The 18,645-nt window shown below is 69.2% G+C and carries 19 protein-coding genes; 2 read left to right on the forward strand and 17 right to left on the reverse strand.

Going from position 1 to position 18,645, the window contains the following annotated elements; all coding sequences use genetic code 11:
• Nucleotides 1–49 precede the first annotated feature (49 nt).
• From ASE44_RS04785 to recO, 3 genes are read right to left on the reverse strand one after another with little or no spacing between them, the layout of a single operon-like run.
• The gene (locus ASE44_RS04785) at nt 50–730 is read right to left on the reverse strand and encodes a DsbA family protein (RefSeq protein WP_056006484.1); all 681 of its coding nucleotides are present in this window, start codon (nt 728–730) and stop codon (nt 50–52) included.
• A 28-nt stretch (nt 731–758) separates the two neighbouring features.
• The gene (locus ASE44_RS04790) at nt 759–1,580 is read right to left on the reverse strand and encodes an isoprenyl transferase (RefSeq protein ID WP_056777878.1); all 822 of its coding nucleotides are present in this window, start codon (nt 1,578–1,580) and stop codon (nt 759–761) included.
• Nucleotides 1,577–2,314 carry a DNA repair protein RecO gene (gene recO / locus ASE44_RS04795; RefSeq protein WP_056006490.1) on the reverse strand — a complete coding sequence of 246 codons (738 nt, stop codon included), beginning with the start codon at nt 2,312–2,314 and terminating at the stop codon, nt 1,577–1,579. Before recO ends, ASE44_RS04790 begins: the two co-directional genes overlap by 4 nt.
• 83 nt (nt 2,315–2,397) lie before the next feature.
• Here recO and ASE44_RS04800 point away from each other — a divergent pair, with 83 nt between their 5' ends.
• A complete protein-coding gene (locus ASE44_RS04800) occupies nt 2,398–3,066 on the forward strand; it encodes a trimeric intracellular cation channel family protein (protein WP_056006494.1) in 669 nt (222 codons plus the stop codon).
• Between the two features lie 7 nt (nt 3,067–3,073).
• On the opposite strand, the gene ASE44_RS04805 is transcribed toward ASE44_RS04800, so the two are convergent.
• From ASE44_RS04805 to hrcA, 14 genes are all read right to left on the reverse strand, one after another.
• Nucleotides 3,074–4,486 (reverse strand): ABC transporter permease, encoded by a 1,413-nt coding sequence (locus tag ASE44_RS04805; protein WP_056777880.1) that lies wholly within the window; start codon nt 4,484–4,486, stop codon nt 3,074–3,076.
• On the reverse strand, nt 4,483–5,241 hold the full coding sequence (locus tag ASE44_RS04810) for an ABC transporter ATP-binding protein (RefSeq protein WP_056006499.1): 759 nt from the start codon (nt 5,239–5,241) through the stop codon (nt 4,483–4,485). The genes ASE44_RS04805 and ASE44_RS04810 overlap by 4 nt, the downstream gene beginning before the upstream one ends.
• A gap of 106 nt (nt 5,242–5,347) precedes the next feature.
• On the reverse strand, nt 5,348–6,037 hold the full coding sequence (locus tag ASE44_RS04815; protein ID WP_056777883.1) for a response regulator transcription factor: 690 nt from the start codon (nt 6,035–6,037) through the stop codon (nt 5,348–5,350).
• Nucleotides 6,034–7,218, reverse strand: coding sequence for a sensor histidine kinase (locus ASE44_RS04820; protein ID WP_056006505.1), 1,185 nt, complete (start codon nt 7,216–7,218; stop codon nt 6,034–6,036). Before ASE44_RS04820 ends, ASE44_RS04815 begins: the two co-directional genes overlap by 4 nt.
• Nucleotides 7,219–7,346: 128 nt before the next feature.
• Nucleotides 7,347–9,107 carry a 2-isopropylmalate synthase gene (leuA, locus tag ASE44_RS04825; protein WP_056006507.1) on the reverse strand — a complete coding sequence of 587 codons (1,761 nt, stop codon included), beginning with the start codon at nt 9,105–9,107 and terminating at the stop codon, nt 7,347–7,349.
• Nucleotides 9,108–9,263: 156 nt separating this feature from the next.
• Nucleotides 9,264–10,535: an esterase family protein gene (locus ASE44_RS04830; RefSeq protein ID WP_162235735.1), complete on the reverse strand. Its 1,272-nt coding sequence runs from the start codon at nt 10,533–10,535 to the stop codon at nt 9,264–9,266.
• 128 nt (nt 10,536–10,663) lie between these two features.
• Nucleotides 10,664–11,572 (reverse strand): GTPase Era, encoded by a 909-nt coding sequence (era, locus tag ASE44_RS04835; protein ID WP_056006509.1) that lies wholly within the window; start codon nt 11,570–11,572, stop codon nt 10,664–10,666.
• The gene (locus ASE44_RS04840; RefSeq protein WP_056006513.1) at nt 11,569–12,873 is read right to left on the reverse strand and encodes a hemolysin family protein; all 1,305 of its coding nucleotides are present in this window, start codon (nt 12,871–12,873) and stop codon (nt 11,569–11,571) included. The genes era and ASE44_RS04840 overlap by 4 nt, the downstream gene beginning before the upstream one ends.
• Complete coding sequence (gene ybeY, locus ASE44_RS04845; protein WP_056006516.1) at nt 12,873–13,340, reverse strand: rRNA maturation RNase YbeY; 468 nt, start codon at nt 13,338–13,340, stop codon at nt 12,873–12,875. Before ybeY ends, ASE44_RS04840 begins: the two co-directional genes overlap by 1 nt.
• Nucleotides 13,337–14,350 carry a PhoH family protein gene (locus tag ASE44_RS04850; protein ID WP_082456039.1) on the reverse strand — a complete coding sequence of 338 codons (1,014 nt, stop codon included), beginning with the start codon at nt 14,348–14,350 and terminating at the stop codon, nt 13,337–13,339. Before ASE44_RS04850 ends, ybeY begins: the two co-directional genes overlap by 4 nt.
• A gap of 76 nt (nt 14,351–14,426) precedes the next feature.
• Nucleotides 14,427–14,780 carry an HIT domain-containing protein gene (locus ASE44_RS04855; RefSeq protein ID WP_056006522.1) on the reverse strand — a complete coding sequence of 118 codons (354 nt, stop codon included), beginning with the start codon at nt 14,778–14,780 and terminating at the stop codon, nt 14,427–14,429.
• A 50-nt stretch (nt 14,781–14,830) separates the two neighbouring features.
• Nucleotides 14,831–15,568 (reverse strand): 16S rRNA (uracil(1498)-N(3))-methyltransferase, encoded by a 738-nt coding sequence (locus ASE44_RS04860; RefSeq protein ID WP_056006525.1) that lies wholly within the window; start codon nt 15,566–15,568, stop codon nt 14,831–14,833.
• Between the two features lies 1 nt (nt 15,569).
• The gene (gene dnaJ / locus ASE44_RS04865) at nt 15,570–16,691 is read right to left on the reverse strand and encodes a molecular chaperone DnaJ (RefSeq protein ID WP_056006528.1); all 1,122 of its coding nucleotides are present in this window, start codon (nt 16,689–16,691) and stop codon (nt 15,570–15,572) included.
• 54 nt (nt 16,692–16,745) lie between these two features.
• Nucleotides 16,746–17,768 (reverse strand): heat-inducible transcriptional repressor HrcA, encoded by a 1,023-nt coding sequence (gene hrcA, locus ASE44_RS04870; protein WP_056006531.1) that lies wholly within the window; start codon nt 17,766–17,768, stop codon nt 16,746–16,748.
• 215 nt (nt 17,769–17,983) lie between these two features.
• Between hrcA and ASE44_RS18905 the strand changes: the two genes are divergently transcribed.
• Nucleotides 17,984–18,541 (forward strand): DUF4870 domain-containing protein, encoded by a 558-nt coding sequence (locus ASE44_RS18905; protein ID WP_235522547.1) that lies wholly within the window; start codon nt 17,984–17,986, stop codon nt 18,539–18,541.
• The last annotated feature ends 104 nt before the right edge of the window (nt 18,542–18,645 follow it).

Below are 18,645 nucleotides of genomic sequence, written 5' to 3' on the forward strand. Positions count from 1 at the left end.
GCGCTCCGGGGGCGTTCGGCCGGCTCGGTCGGCGACGTCGTCTCCGTCGTCATGCCTGCACCGGCTCGGCGTTCGCGCGTTCCGTCCAGACCTGCTCGAGCACCTGCGCGAACGCTGCGGGCTCCTGCGCACCCGAGACCCCGTACGCACCGTCGATGACGAAGAACGGGACACCCTGGATGCCGTAGCCCTGAGCGGTCGCCTGGTCCTCACGGACCGCCTGCGTGAACCGACCGGACTCGAGCGCCGACACGACGGCCTCACGATCGAGTCCCACCTCCGCGGCGAGGTCTGCGAGGTCCTCGACCCGTCCGACGTGGCGGCCCTCGGTGAAGTAGGCCTTGAGGAGACGCTCGGTCATCTCCAGCTGCTTGCCCTCGGCCTTCGCGAAGTGGAGCAGCTCATGTGCCTTCACCGTGTTGGTGTGCTGGAGGATGCCGAAGTCGTACGCGAGGCCGGTCTCGGCGGCGATGCCCGTCACGCGGTCGAGCATCTGCTGGACCTGATCGGCTGGCATGCCCTTGTGCTTCACGAGGAAGTCGATCTCCGTCCCGTCGAAGTCGACCGGGGTGTCGGGCGCGAGCTCGAAGGAGTGGTACTCGACCTCCACTTCGCGTCCGTCGCCGAGCTGCGCGAACTCCGCCGAACCGCGCTCGAACTTGCGCTTGCCGATGTAGCACCACGGGCACGCGATGTCGGACCAGATGTCGATCTTGATGGGTTCGCTCATGTCAGGGCCAACCACGGAGGAGCGCCGGTCATTCCCCCGTCGACTCGGCGGCGTCGGGGACGTCTCGTGCTCCCCCGAAGCGCCGATCGCGTCCGGCGTACCGCTCCACGGCGTCCCACAGCTGACGCCGACCGAAGTCGGGCCACAGGGTGTCGAGGAAGACCATCTCCGCGTAGGCGGACTGCCACAGCTGGAAGTTGCTCGTGCGCTGCTCTCCCGAACTCCGCACGAAGAGGTCGACGTCGGGGAGGTCGGGCAGGTACAGCCGGCTCTGGATGAGCCGTTCCGACACCGCGGACGGCTTGATCCGCCCAGCGGCCACGTCGTCGGCGATGGTGCGCACCGCGTCGACGATCTCGTTGCGCCCGCCGTAGTTGACGCACATGGTGAGGGTCAGGCGGTCGTTGTCGCGGGTGAGCTGCTCAGCCGTCTGCAGTTCCTTGATGACCGACGCCCAGAGGCGTGGCCGCCGGCCGGACCAGCGGACGCGGACGCCCCACTCGTTGAGCTGGTCGCGCCGGCGGTGCAGCACTTCTCGGTTGAACCCCATGAGGAAGCGGACCTCGTCGGGCGAACGCTTCCAGTTCTCGGTCGAGAACGCATAGACCGACAGATGCTTGATGCCGAGCTGCAGTGCACCGGCTACGACGTCCAGCAGCGCGGCTTCGCCCGCCTTGTGCCCCTCGACCCTGGTGAGCCCTCGTCGATTGGCCCACCGGCCGTTGCCGTCCATGACGATGGCGACGTGCGCGGGGACCTCGCCCCGCTTGAACTCCGGCGGGTACTCCCCCGTCCAGTCGATCGGTTTGAAGGGCACCGCGTCGCGGTGGGTGTACGGCTTCGGGGTCACCCGCGGCTCCGATCCTGTTCGAGGTGCGCGAGCGACCGCAGCCCACGCTCCAGATGCCATTGCGCGTAGGCCGCGGTGAACCCGCTCGCCCGCGAAGCCGTCTGTTCGGCGGCCGCCTCCGCGTACTCCCAGTCGCCGGACAGCAGGGCGCCGAGGAGCGAGAGGGTCTCGGCGTCCAGCCGGGGACTGCCCGACGGCGCGCAGTCGTCGCACACGACGCCGCCCAACTGCACCACCACGTGCGAGTAGTCGCCCTCCGTCCCGCAACGTGAGCAGGCGCCGAAGCTCGGTGCCCATCCCGCGAGCGAGAACGCGCGCAACAGGTACGAGTCGAGGGTGAGCCGCGGACCGTGCTCGTGCTTCGAGAGCGAGCGCAGCGCACCGACGAGGAGCAGGTACTGCTGGAGGGAGCCCTCCGACTCCGTCAGCCGGTCGGCCGCCTCGACCATCGCGCTCGCAGCGGTGTAGCTGCCGTAGTCGGCGCTGATCTCGGCCCCGTAGGAGCCGAGCGACTCGGCCTGGGTGATGGTGTCGAGGCTGCGGCCCTCGTAGAACTGGACGTCGGCGACCATGAACGGCTCCAGCCGCGAGCCGAACTTCGACCCGGTGCGGCGGACACCCTTGGCGACCGCCCGGATCTTGCCCCTGCTGCGTGAGAGCATGGTGACGATGCGATCGGCCTCGCCGAGCTTGTGGGTCCGCAACACCACCACTTCGTCTCGATATACCGGCACGCATCGATTATCCCGCCTCGCACCGACAACGTGCCCCGGGAACCGCCGTCCGGGACCGAAGGAGCGCCGCGAGAGATGCAACCGTGAACGAGGTCCTCTTCGTCGTCCCACTCTGGGTCGACCTCTCAGCGGTCGCGATCGGCGCCGTCCAGGGCGCGATGTTCGCCGCCAGGTTCCAGGATCGTCAGCTCGACTGGCTCGGCGTCGCGATCATCGGGGTCGTCGTCGGGCTCGGCGGCGGCCTCATCCGCGACATCCTGCTCGGGCAGGTTCCGGCATCGCTGCAGAACAACTGGTACCTCCCCGTCGCCTCGGGGGCGGCCCTGCTCGGCATGCTCCTCCTCCGGACGGTGACACGGCTCGGACCGGTGATCATCGGCCTCGACGCCCTGACGATCGGCATGTTCGGGGCGATCGGCTCCACCAAGGCACTGGCGGCAGGGCTCCCCGTCATTCCGGCCATCTTCGTCGGCACCGTCTCGGCCGTCGGCGGCTCCGTGCTCCGGGACGTCATGCTGGGCGTCCCCGTGGCACTCATGCACGTGGGCTCCCTGTACGCCGTCGCCGCCGCGGTCGGGACGGCCCTGCTCGTCCTCGCCGTCACCTTCGGCGCTCCGCTCGGGATCGCGGCGATCGTCGGTGTCTCATCGACCGCGGTGATCCGGCTCCTAGCGGTGCGCTTCGGGTGGACGCTGCCCGAGCAGCGCCAGATCGGCGGATGGCGGATCTGGCGCCGCTCGACGCGAGGCTGAGCGGGGCTCAGTCGACCGCGAGCGCGGCGACCGGGGCGATGCGGGTGGCCCGTCGTGAGGGAGCCACCGACGCCGCAGCGGTGAGCAGGGCGGCGAGCACCACGATCACGAGCACGATGCCCCATGGGATGACCGGCACGATCAGTCCCGGCGAGCCGTTGATCGCGCCGAACATCGACTGCGCCCCCGCCCACCCGTAGAAGGTGCCGAGCACGAGCCCGACGGCCACGGCGGCGATCGTCAGCTGCGCCGACTCGATCACGATCATCCGGCGGATCTGTCGGGCCGAGAACCCGAGCGCCCGCAGCAGCCCGAGTTCGCGGGTGCGTTGGAGCACGCTGAGGGACAGGTTGTTCACCATGCCGACGGCGGCGATGAGCGCACTCAGCCCGATGAGTGCGGAGAACACGCCGACGGTCGTCGCGACCACGGTCTGGGTCCCCTCATAGAGCTCCGGCTCCATCGACTGCGCGTTCATGACGAGCTCCTGGAAGTTCGCCGCCGCGACGGCGAACATCGTCACGAGCGTGACACCGATCACGAGACCGATCGTGGTGCGTGAGCTGCGCTCCGGGTAGCGGACCGCGTTCTCGGCGGCGAGCCTGGCCGTCGCGGAACCCCCGAACAGCCGGCCGACGAGACGCAACGCCGGCGGCATCACGAGGTGCGCACCGAGGATGAGGCCGGAGAAGGACACGATCCCGCCGACGATGCCGATGAGCACCCCGAGCGGCGACACGAGCCCCACGCCCACCCCGGCGAGGAGGAGCAGGACACCGACGACGAACAGGCCGATCGCGACCGCGTTCCGAGCGGGTCGCGCGACGGTCTCCTCCCGGCTCAGCTCCTGGGATCCGCCGATCGCCTGCATGGGGGTGACCGACAGGACCCGACGAGCACCGATCCACGATGCGAGCCAGGTCGTCAGGACGACGGCGGCGACCGGGAGGAGGACCGCCGGCTCGGCGATCGGGTACGGCAGCTCCGGCAACACACCGGTGGCCACGCCGACGCGGACGAGGGCGAAGGCGACGAGGAGGCCGACGACGAGGCCGGCCCCACCGCCGAGCAGACCGACGACGACGCCTTCCCGCGCGACGGCGCGGCGCTGGGACCTCGCGGTCGATCCGATGAGCCGGAGGAGCGCGATCGTCCTCGTCCGGCCGGCGACGATGGTCGCGAAGGTGTTGGCCGTGACGATCGCACCCACGTACACCGCGAGCGACACGAAGACGGCTGCGGCCAGCACGAGCATGATCACGACGGACCCGCTGGACCCCGTGACGTCGTCCGCGAGGATGAACGTCGACAGGATGCTGGTGACCATCAGCAGGAGGACCCCGAACGACGCGCTCAGCGTCGCGACGAGCAGGCTCGCCCGATGCTCACTCGCGCGCGGGCCGAGCGCCGAGCCGCTCACGCCGCACGCTCCATACCCAGCATCAGTGCGGAGATCTGCTCGGGTGTCGACCGCGGACGGTCCTCGACGACCTTGCCGTCGGCGAGGAACACGATCCGGTCCGCGTAGCTCGCGGCGATCGGGTCGTGGGTGACCATCGCGATGCTCTGCCCGTACTCCGTGCTCGCGGCTGCGAGGAGCGCCAACACGCTCCGGCCGGTGCGTGAGTCGAGGTTGCCGGTCGGCTCGTCGGCGAAGAGCAACTCGGGCCGCGTCGCCAGGGCACGCGCGATCGCGACCCGCTGCTGCTGGCCGCCCGAGAGCTCATGGGGTCGGTGCCCCAGCCGCGACGCGAGTCCGAGCGTGCTCACGAGCACGTCGATCCAGCTCTGCTCCTCGCTCGTCGGACGTCTGGCGTCGAGCTCGAACGGCAGCCGGATGTTGGCTGCGACGTCGAGGGTCGGAACGAGGTTGAACGCCTGGAAGACGAACCCCACCCGGCGCCGGCGCAGGATGGTGAGCTGCCCGTCGTCGAGGTCGGTGATGTCCTGGTCACCGAGCCGGACGCGGCCCTCGGTGGCCTGATCGAGGCCCGCCATGATGTGCATGAGCGTCGACTTCCCCGATCCACTCGGCCCCATGATGGCCGTGAACCGACCACGCTGGATCTCGAGGTCCACGCCGTCGAGCGCGACGACCTGATTGCCCGACGGGCCGTAGCTCTTGCGCAGTCCGCGGACGCTGGCGACGACGGCTGGTTGTGCTGAATTCTCCATACTTCGACGCTATGGAGGGAGCCCCTTCGTCCGCGTCGTGCGCCCGAGCGATCCCCCTACATCGGACGGATGATCCTCGAACCCCGGCGGTGGAGCGGGCGACCGGTCAGACGAGCCCGTGCTCGAAGGCGAAGACGACGAGCTGCACGCGGTCACGTACTTCGAGCTTGCCGAAGATCCGGCTGATGTGGGTCTTCACCGTCGCCTCGCTGAGGAATTCTGCCGCCGCGATCTCCGAGTTGCTCAGCCCGCGCGCCGCGAGGAGGAAGATCTCCCGCTCCCGAGCGGTGAGTTCGGCGTAGCGCCGGGGTGCGACCGGCGGCGCGGGCGCCTGGCGGAAGTGCTCGAACAGCTCCCGCGTCGCGGACGCCGCGATGACCGCGTTCCCTGCATGCACCGTGCGGATCGCCGCGAGGAGGAACTCCGGTTCGGCGTCCTTCAGCACGAAACCGCTCGCCCCGGCCCGGATCGCCGTCGCGGCCGCCTCGTCGAGGTCGAAGGTGGTCAGCACGATGATGCGGGGGCGCTCCGTCCCGCGCGCGTCCGCTTCCGCCAGGATCGCCTTGGTCGCCTCGATACCGTCCATGACCGGCATCCGGACGTCCATGAGGATCACCTGCGGACGGGTGCGGGCAGCGAGCTCCACCGCCTGTCGTCCGTCGGACGCTTCACCGACGACCCGCAAGTCCGGCTGGGAGCCGATGAGCATGCGGATGCCGCCGCGGAACAGGGCCTGGTCGTCCACCAGCGCGATGGTGATCGCCTCCGCCGCCGCGTTGCCGTGTGGATCGGTCATCTCGTCACTCCTGCCGTCGTGAACGGGATCGATGCGTACACGGTGAAGAGACCGTCCACCAGGGTCGTCCCGAACCTGCCGCCTGCCAGCGTAGCGCGCTCGTTCATCCCGGCGAGTCCGTGACCGGTTCCGGGCTTGGGCGGTTCCGACTTCGCGCGGTTGACGATCCACACCTGCAGCTCCGGGCCGGTCCAGTCGAGGTGGACGTCGATCGGAGCGCGGTGGTCGCCGTGGCGGAGGGCGTTCGTGAGCGCCTCCTGGATGATCCGGTACACCGCGAGCTGCGACCCGGTCGCCACGGGCCGCTCCGCTCCGTGGTTCTCGACCACGACGTCGACGCCAGCACCGCGCAGCTGCTCGTACAGGCGGTCGAGGTCGGCCATGACCGGCTGCGGACCCTCACTCTGCTGGAACCGCAACTGCCCGAGCAGCACCCGCACGTCGGCCAGGGCCTCCCGGGAGATGCTCGAGATCGTCCGCAGCGCCTGGTCCGCCGAATCGGGGTCGGCGGCCAGAGCGTATCTGGCTCCGTCGGCCTGTGCGATCACGACCGCCAGCGAGTGCGCGACGACGTCGTGCATGTCGCGGGCGATGCGGTTGCGCTCCTGTTCGACGGCGACGTCGCGTTCGGCCAGCAACTGGGCCTGGCGACTGTCCCTGGCTCGGCGCCAGGTCCGCATGAGGACACCGGCCGTCCACGCGAGCCCGAAGAACGCCGCGAACGCGAGGAACATGAAGAGCCCGATCGTCACCTTCGCGATCGGGGTCAGGTCGGTCGCCAGTCCGAAGGAGTTGATCTCGGCGTTCACGCCCGTCGTCCAGCTCGGGACGACGATCACGTAGACCACGATGAGCGCGGCCCCGAGGAAGGCGGAGGCGAAGGAGAGCCATCGTGCGACCTTGCCGCCGTACGTCGCGGCGGCGTACAACACCACGGGGATCGCGAAGTTCGCGGGGTCCGGTGCGAGGAGCAGCAGCATCTGCACGAGGGCCGTCACCCAGGCGATGGCGAGCGAGATCCCCGGGGCGAGCCGGCGCACGGCGAGGGCGGCGCACATGCCGAGGAGCACGATCACGTACTGCTGCGGCCTCGTCGCGTACAACAGGGACGTGAGGATGAACAGCACGGACGGCAGTGCGATGTCGACGGCCAGTTGGCCGGGCCGGAGCGTGCGGAGCATCCTCCAACCGTACGACCTGCCCACCGGAGGGCCTGCACCCACGGCGCAAGATCATCCTCCGGGTGTACGTCCAGAGAACGCCGCTGCGCCGGGTCTTCCCGAAGGGCGACCCGGCGCAGCGGGAGACGTCAGATGGCCGCCAGCTCCCGAGCCTCGACACCGGACCGCACGGCGCGGTTGACCGCCGACACGACGGCCTTCAACGACGCGGTCGCGATGTCACCGTCGATACCGACGCCCCAGAGGCGCTGATCGTTCACCTGCAGCTCCACGTACGCGGCGGCCTCGGCGTCACCGCCGGCGCTCAGCGTGTGCTCGACGTAGTCGTAGAGCGTGACCTCGATGCCGCGGTCGGAGAGCATGTTGAGGAACGCCGCGATCGGACCGTTCCCGGTCGACGTGCGCTCCTCCACGGCCTCGCCGTCGCGGAGGGCGACCTCGAGCACCACGGTGCCCGCGAGGTCGCTCGACGTCTTGGTGGACTGCAGTTCGAACCGGCCCCACTTCGCGTCGGCCGCAGCCGCCGGGAGGTACTCGTCCTGGAAGACCGCCCAGATCTGGCCGCTCGTCACCTCGCCGCCCTCGGCGTCGGTCTTGGCCTGCACGACTCCGGAGAACTCGATCTGCAGTCGACGCGGGAGGTCCAGTGCATGGTCGTTCTTCAGCAGGTAGGCGACGCCGCCCTTGCCGGACTGCGAGTTGACGCGGATGACCGCTTCGTAGCTGCGGCCCAGGTCCTGCGGGTCGACGGGGAGGTACGGGACCGCCCACTCCAGGTCGGAGACGTCCTTGCCCTGCGACGCCGCTTCGACCGACATCGCCTCGAAGCCCTTCTTGATCGCGTCCTGGTGCGAGCCGCTGAACGCCGTGAAGACCAGGTCGCCCGCCCAGGGGCTCCGTTCGTGCACCGGCAGCTGGTTGCAGTGCTCGGCGGTCCGCTTGACCTGGTCGATGTCGCTGAAGTCGATCTGCGGGTCGACACCCTGGGTGAACAGGTTGATGCCGAGTGCGACGAGGTCGACGTTGCCCGTCCGCTCACCGTTCCCGAAGAGGCAACCCTCGATGCGGTCGGCGCCCGCCTGGTAGCCGAGCTCGGCAGCGGCGATCGCCGTACCGCGGTCGTTGTGCGGGTGCAACGAGATGATGATGTTCTCGCGATTGGCGAGGTTGCGGCTCATCCATTCGATCGAATCCGCGTAGACGTTCGGCGTGGCCATCTCGACGGTGGCCGGGAGGTTGATGATGACCTTGCGGTCCGGCGTCGCTTCGAGCACCTCGACCACCTGGTTGCAGATGTCGACGGCGAACTCGAGCTCGGTCCCCGTGTAGCTCTCCGGCGAGTACTCGTAGTAGATCTCCGTCCCTGGGACGGTGGACTCCATCTCCCGGCACTTCCGGGCCCCGTGCAGGGCGAGGTCGATGATGCCCTGCTTGTCGCTCCGGAACACCACGTCCCGCTGCAGGACACTGGTCGAGTTGTAGAGGTGCACGATCGCCTGCTTCGCGCCGTGCAGCGACTCGTAGGTGCGCTCGATGAGGTGGTCGCGCGCCTGGGTCAGCACCTGGATGGTGACGTCTTCGGGGATCGCGCCCTCTTCGATGAGGCTGCGCACGAAGTCGAAGTCGGTCTGGCTCGCGCTCGGGAACCCGACCTCGATCTCCTTGTAGCCCATCTTCACCAGGAGGTCGAACATGATGCGCTTCCGTTCGGGGCTCATGGGGTCGATGAGCGCCTGGTTGCCGTCACGCAGGTCGACGGCGCACCAGCGCGGCGCCTCGGTGATACGGCGGTCCGGCCAGGTGCGGTCGGGCAGTGACACGGCGAACTGGTCCTGGTAGGCGCGGTAGCGATGGACCGGCATGCCTGAAGGCTTCTGGGTGTTCTTCATGATCCTGGGATCTCCTCGTGGGATTGGGGGTGAGCCAATGACGAACTCCGCGACGAGGGAGGCCTGGAACTAGGACTCGTCGCGGCAGCTAAGGAGGAGCAGACCGGTGAACACGTCGCCAGCATAGCACTGACCCACCGGTCCGTCCGAGTGCCCTCAGCCGAGGCCGAACCGCGACGCGACCGCCGGCAGCGCCCGTTCGAGGACCGTGTGGACGGTGTGCCAGTCGTGCGCGGTCCCCTGCGACACGAAGGTGGTCGTCCGCATACCGGCGGCGGCTGCGGCCGCCTGGATCCGCTCGACGCCAGGCCCGTAGCGCGCATCGGCGCTGCCGTACCCGAAGATCGCGACGGTGTCCGCGTAGGGGGCCCGCTCGGCCATGATCGCGGACGGGGCCGCAGCGGCATAGGCGGCCTCCGAGCCCCCGAACCCCTTCGCGACCGTGGTCGGACCGATGGTGGGGACCACCTCTCCGGAGATGTCGAGGATGCCGCCGAAGCGTTCGGGATGTGCGGCGCCGAGCTGGATGGAACAGGTGCCGCCCTGCGAGAAGCCGGCGATGAACCAGTCCGTCCGAGTGGCGGAGACGGGGAGGTGCGCCGTGATCCACGCCGGGACGTCGACGGTGAGATAGCTCGCCGAGTTCCCGAGCGGGCCGTCGACGCACATCGGGTTGGCGTCCGGTGCTCCGAGCTGGTCCGGCACCACCACGATCGGCGCCAGACCGTGGTGGGACGCCGCGAAACGGTCGAGGAGACCCGCGAATCCGGCCGACGCGAACAGGTCGGCCGGCTGGCCCGGCTGACCGCTGAACGCCTCGATCACGGGCAGCGCCGGCGGGTGGGCGGTCAGCGCAGCGGGCGGCAGGTAGACCAGTGCCTCCCGGTGTCGGAACCCGGACGTCGTGGCCGGGATGTCGACCCGCTCGACGCGGCCGGCGGCGGGGAGGGCGCTCGGAGCACGCCAGTCCGCGGTCGTCCCGTGCGCCGCAGCCACCGGGGTGAACGCCCCGTACGGACTGATCCCGAGCGCCGCCCGCACGGTCGGGAACTGACCGAAGTCCTGGTTGATCCCGAGGGCACCGATGAGCAGGAACACCGGCACCGCGACGACGGCCGTGACGACGCGCCAGGCTCTGGCCCGCGGGATGCTGACGATCGCGAGTGCGGCACCGGCGCATGCGACGGCCGCCCACGCCCGCGTGGTCGGGGTCAGCCCGATCCCGAAGACGTCGAGGACGTCACCGAGGACCCAGGCGAGCACGTACGCGAAGACGGCGCCGCACACCGCCGCGAGCACCTTCGTGATCACGGAACGGACCGATCGACGACCGGTGATCAGGATCACGGCGAGCAGCGCGGCGACGATCGCCGCCCAGATGAGCAGCACCGGCTGATCCAGCCGGAATCCCAGCAATCCGTCGAACACGTGGACACCCTCTCCCGACCCCGGGATCAGTATGTCCGCGCGCAGGGCGGGACGCCCCGCTCGATCGCTGTCGCACAGCAAGCGCTCAGTCCGCGCTCAACCGTCTGTCAGCTGGCCGACACGGCGGGTCAGAATCCGAGGCGTCCCAACAGTTTCGGATCGCGCTGCCAGTCCTTCGCGACCTTCACGCGGATCGAGAGGAACACCCGTGACCCCACGAGCGGTTCGATGCCGGCCCGGGCGCGGGCGCCGACGTCGCGCAGGCGCGAGCCGCCCTTGCCGATGATGATGGCCTTCTGGCTGTCCCGCTCCACGAACACGTTGGCGTAGATGTCGAGCAGGTCGGTGCCCTCACGCGGGATCATGTCGTCGATGGTCACCGCGAGCGAGTGCGGCAGCTCGTCCTGGACACCCTCGAGGGCGGCCTCACGGATGAGCTCGGACACCCGGTCGACGACGGTCTCGTCGGTCGTCGCCTCCGCGGGGTAGAGGCGCTCCGAGAGCGGCATGAGCTTCGTCACCTCGGTGACCAGGATGTCGAGCTGGTCGTCCGTCACGGCTGACAGCGGGATGACCGCGTCCCAGTCGCGGAGCTCGGAGATCGCGAGCAGCTGCTCGGCGATCGTGGTGCGGCTCGCGGTGTCGGTCTTCGTGACGATCGCGACCTTCTTCGCCCGCGGGAAGCCGTCGAGCGACTCGTTGATGAAGCGGTCGCCGGGACCGAGCTTCTCGTTGGCCGGGATGCAGAAGCCGATCACGTCGACGTCCGAGAGCGTCGACTGCACGAGATCGTTGAGCCGCTGTCCGAGCAGCGTCCGCGGGCGGTGGATGCCCGGGGTGTCGACGACGATGAGCTGACCGTGCTCGCGGTGCACGACGCCGCGGATGGCGCGTCGAGTGGTCTGGGGCTTCGAACTCGTGATCGCGACCTTCTCCCCCACGAGGGCGTTGGTCAACGTGGACTTGCCGACGTTGGGACGCCCGACGAAGGACACGAACCCCGCGCGGAAGTCGGACGGAGGGGTGGTGTCGCTCATGGGTGCTCCCGGTGTTCGGTGGACGCCTGCTGGGCGTCCTGCAGCTGGTCGTCGCGCTGGACGATGACGGTGAGGATGCGTCCCCGCCGCCCCTCGACCCGCTCGGCGGTGAGTTCGAGTCCGTTGGTCGAGACGGTGGATCCGACGACGGGCAGACGTCCGAGCGCCTTGGCCAGCAGACCACCGACGGAGTCGACGTCGTCGTCGTCGAGTTCGAGACCGAACAACTCCCCCAGCTCGTCGACAGCGAGACGGGCGTCGACCCGGAACCGACCGTCGTGGAGGTCGGTGACCTCGGGGGTGTCGGTGTCGTACTCGTCGGAGATGTCGCCGACGAGCTCCTCGATGAGGTCTTCGAGCGTGACGAGACCGGAGATGCCGCCGTACTCGTCGACGACCATCGCGATGTGGTTCGAGTCCTTCTGCATCTGCTGCAGCAGCGAGTCGGCCTTCTTCGACTCCGGGACGAAGCTCGCCGGCCGCAGCAGCGGCTCGATCGATCCGACCTCGGCCGCGCCCTCGCCGCCGAACATGGCCTTCACGAGGTCCTTCAGGTACAGGATGCCGACCAGGTCGTCGATGTCGCCGTCGCTCACCGGTGCCCGCGAGATGCCCGTCTCCAGGAACACCTCGAGCGCCTCACGGACACTGAGGTCGCGTTGCAGGCCGACGAGGTCGGTGCGCGGCACCATCACCTCCCGGACGAGCGTCTCGTTGAACTCGAAGATCGAGTGGATGAGCTCGCGGTCGTCCTCCTCGAGGACCGAGTGCGCCGTCGCCTCGTCGACCATGCTGAGCAGCTGCTCCTCGGAGGTGAAGGAGACCGAGCGTGGGAGGCCGGGAGTGACCCGGTTGCCCAGGGAGACCAGGACGTTGGCGATCGGCCCGAGGACGACCCGGGCGGTGCGGATCGCAGGGGCGCTGAACCGCAGCACCCCGCTGGCGTGGGTCCGCCCGACCCCTCGCGGGCTCGCGCCGACGAGGACGAAGGAGGTGCCCGTCATGATGATGACGGCCAGGACGAGGACCAGCCACAGTTCATCGATCGAGGAGGCGAGCGCGAGCGTCACGAGGACGGCCGCGGTCGTCTCCGCGAGGATCCGGATGAAGTTGATGGCGTTGACGTGCGCGCCGGGGTCCGCGGCGATCGCCCGGAGCGCCGACGCCGAGCGCGCGCCCTCGGCGAGGTCGAGGATGTCGGCGCCCGATTGCACGCCGATCGCCGCGTCGGCCGCGGCCATGAGACCGGCGAAGGCGACGAGGAGGAACGCGACGATGACGAAGACGGCGACGAGGGACATCAGCTGGTGCGTCGTCTCTCCTGCAGCGCGAAGGCGAGGAGGATGTCGCGCTGGATGCCGAACATCTCCTTCTCCTCGTCGGGCTCGGCGTGGTCGTAGCCGAGCAGGTGCAGGACGCCGTGGCAGGTCAGGAGCTGGAGCTCCTCCATCGTGGAGTGCTTCGCGGCGGTCGCCTGGGTCTCGGCGACCTGCGGGCAGAGGACGATGTCGCCCAGGAGTCCGGGTGGTGTCGGGTTCTCCTCCGTCCCAGGGCGCAGCTCGTCCATGGGGAAGCTCAGGACGTCCGTCGGGCCGGGCTCGTCCATCCACTGGACGTGCAGCTGTTCCATGGCGCCCTCGTCGACGAGGACGATGGCGAGCTCGGCGTCGGGGCTGACATGCATGGCGTCGAGCGCGAAGGACGCGAGTGCGAGGATCCGCGACTCGTCGACCGCCACGCCTGATTCGTTGTTGATCTCGATGGTCATGAGCGTCCTCGTTTCGGCTGGTGGTCTCGCGCTGACCCACGACGCTCCGCGCGGTTGGCGAACTCGGCCGCCTGCTCGCGTTCGAAGCGCTGTGCCTGGCGGACGGCGTCGTACTCGCCGTAGGCGTCGACGATGCGACCGACGAGCGTGTGACGGACGACGTCGTCGCTTGTCAGGTTGGCGAAGTGGATGTCGTCGATGTCCTTCAGGACCCGGGTGACGAGACGGAGTCCCGATGCACCCGTCGGGAGGTCGATCTGCGTGACGTCGCCGGTGACGACGATCTTGGAACCGAACCCGAGCCGCGTGAGGAACATCTTCATCTGCTCCGGCGTGGTGTTCTGCGCCTCGTCGAGGACGATGAAGGAGTCGTTCAGGGTGCGTCCGCGCATGTAGGCGAGCGGAGCGACCTCGATCGTGCCGGCTGCGAGCAGCTTCGGGACGATCTCGGGATCCATCATCTCGTTGAGTGCATCGTAGAGCGGACGGAGGTACGGGTCGATCTTGTCCGTGAGGGTGCCGGGCAGGTAACCGAGCCGTTCGCCGGCTTCGACCGCCGGACGCGTCAGGATGATCCGGTTGACCTCCTTGCGCTGGAGCGCCTGGACCGCCTTCGCCATGGCGAGGTACGTCTTGCCGGTGCCGGCCGGACCGATGCCGAAGACGATCGTGTTCTCGTCGATGGCGTCCACATAGGCTCGCTGACCGACGGTCTTCGGTTTGATCGTCTTGCCACGGGAGGTCAGGATCACCTGGCCGAGGACCTCGGACGGCGAGGCCGTGCCGTCCTGGTCGAGGATCCGGGCCGAGGTGCTGACCTCCGCCGGGCCAGGGTCGTGTCCTTCTCGGACCATGGTGATGAGTTCCTCTACGAGTCGTCTGGCCGCATCGGCTTGCGCCGAGGGGCCGGTGATGGTGATCTCGTTCCCGCGCACGTGCACGGAGACGCCGGGGTGTTCGCGCTCGACGGTGGTGAGCAGGCGATCCTGCGGGCCGAGCAGCCGGACCATCGCGATGCCGTCGACCTGGAGCACATGCTCCACGTCATCCTCCCGTCGACCGGCGGGGACGTCAGGGGTCGTTGCTTCAGGCTCCGCCAAGGGAGCCCTCCTGGAGGGAACCGCCGAGGACGTGCGCGTGCACGTGGAAGACCGTCTGGCCCGCGGTCTCACCGGTGTTGAAGACCAGGCGGAAGTCGCCGCCCGTGTGTTCCTGTGCGAGCGACGACGCGACCTCGACCATCTCGGCGAGCAGCGAGGGGTCGCCGGCCGCCAGTGCCACGACATCGCGGTATTCGGCGGTCTTCGGGACGACCAGCAGGTGCACCGGCGCCTGGGGGTTGATGTCGGCGAAGGCGATCACCCGATCGGTCTCGGCGAGGAGGGTCGTCGGGATCTCCCCGGACACGATGCGGCTGAAAACGGACGGTGCTTCACTCATGCCCACCAGTCTAAGGTTCGCAGCGGCGTCCTGCGCGGGCTGGACCCGGGTCACCAGCGGCCGAGCAGCACGTTCACCGCTGCGATCGCCGCCGGCCCCGCCGTCGAGGTGCGCAGCACACCCGAGCCGATCCGCACGGCGACCGCGCCGGCGTCGACGAGTCGCTCGAGCTCGGCGGGCGAGATCCCGCCCTCGGGGCCGACGACGAGCACCACCTCGTCGGTGTCGAAGGTCGACGGGTCGAGGTCCGTCAGGCTGAGCGCGGCCGTGGGCTCCAGGACGAGTACGGTCCGTCCGTCAGCATGGGCGGCGAGGCCACGCGCGTCGACGACCTCGGACACCTCGGGCACCCGGGCGCGGATCGACTGCTTGGCCGCCTCGCGCACGATCAGCTGCCAGCGGGCTCGGCCCTTGCTCGCCTTCTCGCCCTGCCAGCGGGAGATGCTGCGCTCAGCACCCCAAGGGATGATCCGGTCGACCCCGAGCTCGGTCGCCGCCTGGATGGCGAGTTCGTCGCGATCGCCCTTGGCCAGCGCCTGCACGAGCACGAGTGCCGGACGGTTCTCCGGATGCACGACCACCGACTCGACGCGCATCTCGAGCTCGCCCGGTTCGCTCCGGACGACGGTTCCCGTGGCGATCAGTCCGCGACCGTTGCCGATCGACGTCGTCTCCCCCACCCGCAATCGGCTGACCGACACGGCGTGCTTCGCCTCCGGCCCCCGGAGGGTGACCGAGTCGCCGACGCCGGTCGATTCGAGGTCCTCGCGGACGTACAGCGAGCTCATCTCAACCGACGCCGTGGAAACGGTCGCGGATCTTCGCGAACAGGCCCTGCTGGAACTGCGCCAGCGCAGGAGGACCCTGACGCCTGCCCGAGGCGAAGCTCTTGATGAGTTCCCGCTCGCGGTGGTCGAGCTTGGTCGGGGTGACGACCTGGACGCCGATCTTGAGATCGCCGCGACTGTTGCCGCGGAGCCGGGTCACGCCGCGGTCCTTGACCGTGATGACCTCGGAACTCTGGACGCCCGGACGCAGTTCCACCTCGACGTCTCCGTCGAGTGCGTGGACCGTGACGTGGCGCCCGAAGATGGCGTCCGTCATCGGGACCTCCAGCGTGCACAGCAGGTCGTCGCCGTCGCGGCTGAAGACGTCGTGGTGCTTGACCTTCATCTCGAGGTAGAGGTCGCCGTTGGGGCCTCCGGCCGGACCGACCTCGCCGCTCCCGGGCATCTGCAGCCGCAGACCGGTGTCGACACCGGCCGGGATGTCGACCGACACGGTGCGACGGGCGCGAAGGCGTCCCTGACCCTGGCAGGTGACACACGGGGTCGCGATGATCGTCCCGTAGCCACGGCAGGTGCCGCAGGGTGCCGAGGTCATGACGTTCCCGAGCAGCGAGCGGACGGCGCGCTGGATGGAACCGGTGCCGTGGCAGATGTCGCAGGTGACCGGCGAGGTGCCCGGCTGGCAGCACGAGCCGTTGCAGGTGCCGCAGAGCACCGCGGTGTCGACCTCGAGGTCGCGGTGGGTGCCGAAGATGACCTCGTCGAGGTCGAGCTCGACGCGGAGGAGGGCGTCCTCGCCGCGCGAGCGACGCGACTTCGGCCCGCGCTGCTGGCCGCCACCGCCGAAGAAGGTGTCGAAGATGTCGCCGAACCCACTGAAGCCGGCGTCGCCGCCACCGAACCCACCCGCCTGCGGACCCAGGTCGTACTGCTGGCGCTGCTTGGGGTCACTGAGCACGTCGTAGGCGTGCGTGACCTCCTTGAACCGCTCGGAGGCGTCGGATCCCGGGTTGACGTCGGGGTGCAGCTCGCGCGCGAGGCGGCGGTAGGCCTTCTTGATCTCTTCGGGCGTCGCCTCCTTGGCGACGCCGAGGGCTGCGTAGTGGTCGGGGTAGTCAGCCACTGAGGGCCTTTCGTTCGAGGTGCGGAAGGTGTTGGTGGACGCGACGAGGAGGCGTCACTCGGCGTCGAGGATGCGCGAGAGGTATCTGGCAACGGCTCGGACCGCCGCCATGTTGCTCGCGTAGTCCATTCTCGTGGGGCCGAGCACGCCGAGGCGGGCGATTTCGCCACCAGAGGAACGGTAGTTCCCCGCGACGACACTCGTCGTCTCGAGGCCGAACGACGCGTTCTCCCGCCCGATGCTGGCGACGACCCCGTCCCGCTCCGACTCCATCTCGCCGAAGAGCCTGAGGAGGACCACCTGCTGCTCGATCGCGTCGAGCACCGGGTAGATGCTGCCCGGGAAGTCGTCCTCCGTGCGAGCGAGGTTCGCGGCGCCCGCCATTACGAGGCGGTCCTGGCGCTGGGCCGAGAGCTGCTCGCGCACCGCGTCGACGATGCGGACCGCCGAGGACCGGTCGAGTTCGGCGATCGTGTCGGGGACGTCGCCGAGGGCGTCGTGGGCGTCGAGGAGGGGACGTCCGGCGACCGCCTCGTTGCACGCACCGCGGAGGCGCGCGATGAGGTCGTCGTCGACCGGCCGCTCCGTCTCGATGAGACGCTGCTCCACCCGGCCGTTGTCGAGGATGATGACGGCGAGCACCCGGTTCGGCGTGACGCTCACGAGCTCGAGGTGCCGGACGCGGGCACGGGAGAACATGGGGTACTGGACGAGCGCGACCTGGTTCGTGAGTTGCGACAGGAGCCTCACCGTGCGGTGGAGCACCTCGTCGAGGTCGCCGGATGCGCCGAGGAACGTCTCGATCGCCGTCCGTTGTGCGTTGTTCAGGGGACGCCGGTCGGCGAGGTGGTCGACGAACATGCGGTAGCCCTTGTCCGTCGGGACGCGCCCCGAGGAGGTGTGGGGCGCGGCGATGAGCTCCTCGTCCTCGAGCTGGGCCATGTCGTTGCGGATGGTGGCCGCCGAGACGCCGAAGGAGTGACGATCGACGATCGTCTTCGACCCGACCGGCTCACGCGACGCGACGTAGTCCTGGACGATGACCCGGAGGACCTCGAGACCGCGATCCGACACCATGGCGAACCCCTCTCCTCGTCTTCGCCGAACACCGACCGTCAGCACTCAAACACCCTGACTGCCAATCATATCGCGGCCCACCGGAAGGCATCCCTTGCGCGCCGTGGCGGCCCAGGAATACCGTTGGCGACAGGCGTGGGTCCCGTTTCCGCGACACCTGGTGCGATACGCTCTGCTGGACCAATTGAATATCACTCTCCGTGAAAGGTGCGAAGATGTCCGATCCGAACGCTCAACCGCCCGTCGACCCTGCCAAGGGCGGGTCGGTTCCGCCTGCAGGAGACGGCGCGACGCCCCCGCCCGCAGCTCCTCACCAGCCGCCGGCAGGCTCCTACCCGCCGCCACCCGCCGGTGGCTACGCGCCGCCGCCGCCCGGTGCCGGTTCCTACCCGCCGCCGCCCGCCGGCGCTCCGCAGTACCAGCAGCCCTACCCCGTCGCGCAGCCCATGAGCCCGTCCGACGAGAAGCTCTGGTCGACCCTCATCCACATCGGTGGGATCTTCTTCGGGTTCATCCCGCCGCTGATCGGCTACCTGGCGCTCAAGGACCGCGGGCCGTTCATCAAGGCCCACACGCTCACCGCGCTCAACTTCCAGTTGACCATGCTGATCGCGCTCGTGGTCGGCTCGATCCTCACGATCGTCGTGGTCGGCATCCTCGTCATCATCGCCGTGTACATCGTCGTGATCGTCTTCAGCATCATCGCCGCGATCAAGGCGAACAAGGGCGAGCTGTACAGCTACCCGCTCACGATCCAGTTCATCAAGGCCTGATCCTCCGAGCCCCACTCGACAGCCCCGTCCGGTCCGCCGGTCGGGGCTGTCGGTCTTCCGGCGGTCTGACGCCGTCCGACGGTCTCCCGGCCGGGACGCGCCCG

The organism is Plantibacter sp. Leaf1 (assembly GCF_001421315.1).
Classification (GTDB): Bacteria; Actinomycetota; Actinomycetes; order Actinomycetales; family Microbacteriaceae; genus Plantibacter.

Coding starts and splice junctions, on each gene's coding strand:
- ASE44_RS04785 (WP_056006484.1), bottom strand. CDS start 730: ATGAGCGAACCCATCAAGATCGACATCTGGTCCGACATCGCGTGCCCG.
- ASE44_RS04810 (WP_056006499.1), bottom strand. CDS start 5,241: ATGGAGAATTCAGCACAACCAGCCGTCGTCGCCAGCGTCCGCGGACTG.
- ASE44_RS04815 (WP_056777883.1), bottom strand. CDS start 6,037: ATGACCGATCCACACGGCAACGCGGCGGCGGAGGCGATCACCATCGCG.
- ASE44_RS04820 (WP_056006505.1), bottom strand. CDS start 7,218: ATGCTCCGCACGCTCCGGCCCGGCCAACTGGCCGTCGACATCGCACTG.
- leuA (WP_056006507.1), bottom strand. CDS start 9,107: ATGAAGAACACCCAGAAGCCTTCAGGCATGCCGGTCCATCGCTACCGC.
- era (WP_056006509.1), bottom strand. CDS start 11,572: ATGAGCGACACCACCCCTCCGTCCGACTTCCGCGCGGGGTTCGTGTCC.
- ASE44_RS04840 (WP_056006513.1), bottom strand. CDS start 12,873: ATGTCCCTCGTCGCCGTCTTCGTCATCGTCGCGTTCCTCCTCGTCGCC.
- ybeY (WP_056006516.1), bottom strand. CDS start 13,340: ATGACCATCGAGATCAACAACGAATCAGGCGTGGCGGTCGACGAGTCG.
- ASE44_RS04850 (WP_082456039.1), bottom strand. CDS start 14,350: ATGGTCCGGCTGCTCGGCCCGCAGGATCGCCTGCTCACCACCGTCGAG.
- ASE44_RS04855 (WP_056006522.1), bottom strand. CDS start 14,780: ATGAGTGAAGCACCGTCCGTTTTCAGCCGCATCGTGTCCGGGGAGATC.
- ASE44_RS04860 (WP_056006525.1), bottom strand. CDS start 15,568: ATGAGCTCGCTGTACGTCCGCGAGGACCTCGAATCGACCGGCGTCGGC.
- hrcA (WP_056006531.1), bottom strand. CDS start 17,768: ATGGTGTCGGATCGCGGTCTCGAGGTCCTCCGGGTCATCGTCCAGGAC.
- ASE44_RS18905 (WP_235522547.1), top strand. CDS start 17,984: ATGTCCGATCCGAACGCTCAACCGCCCGTCGACCCTGCCAAGGGCGGG.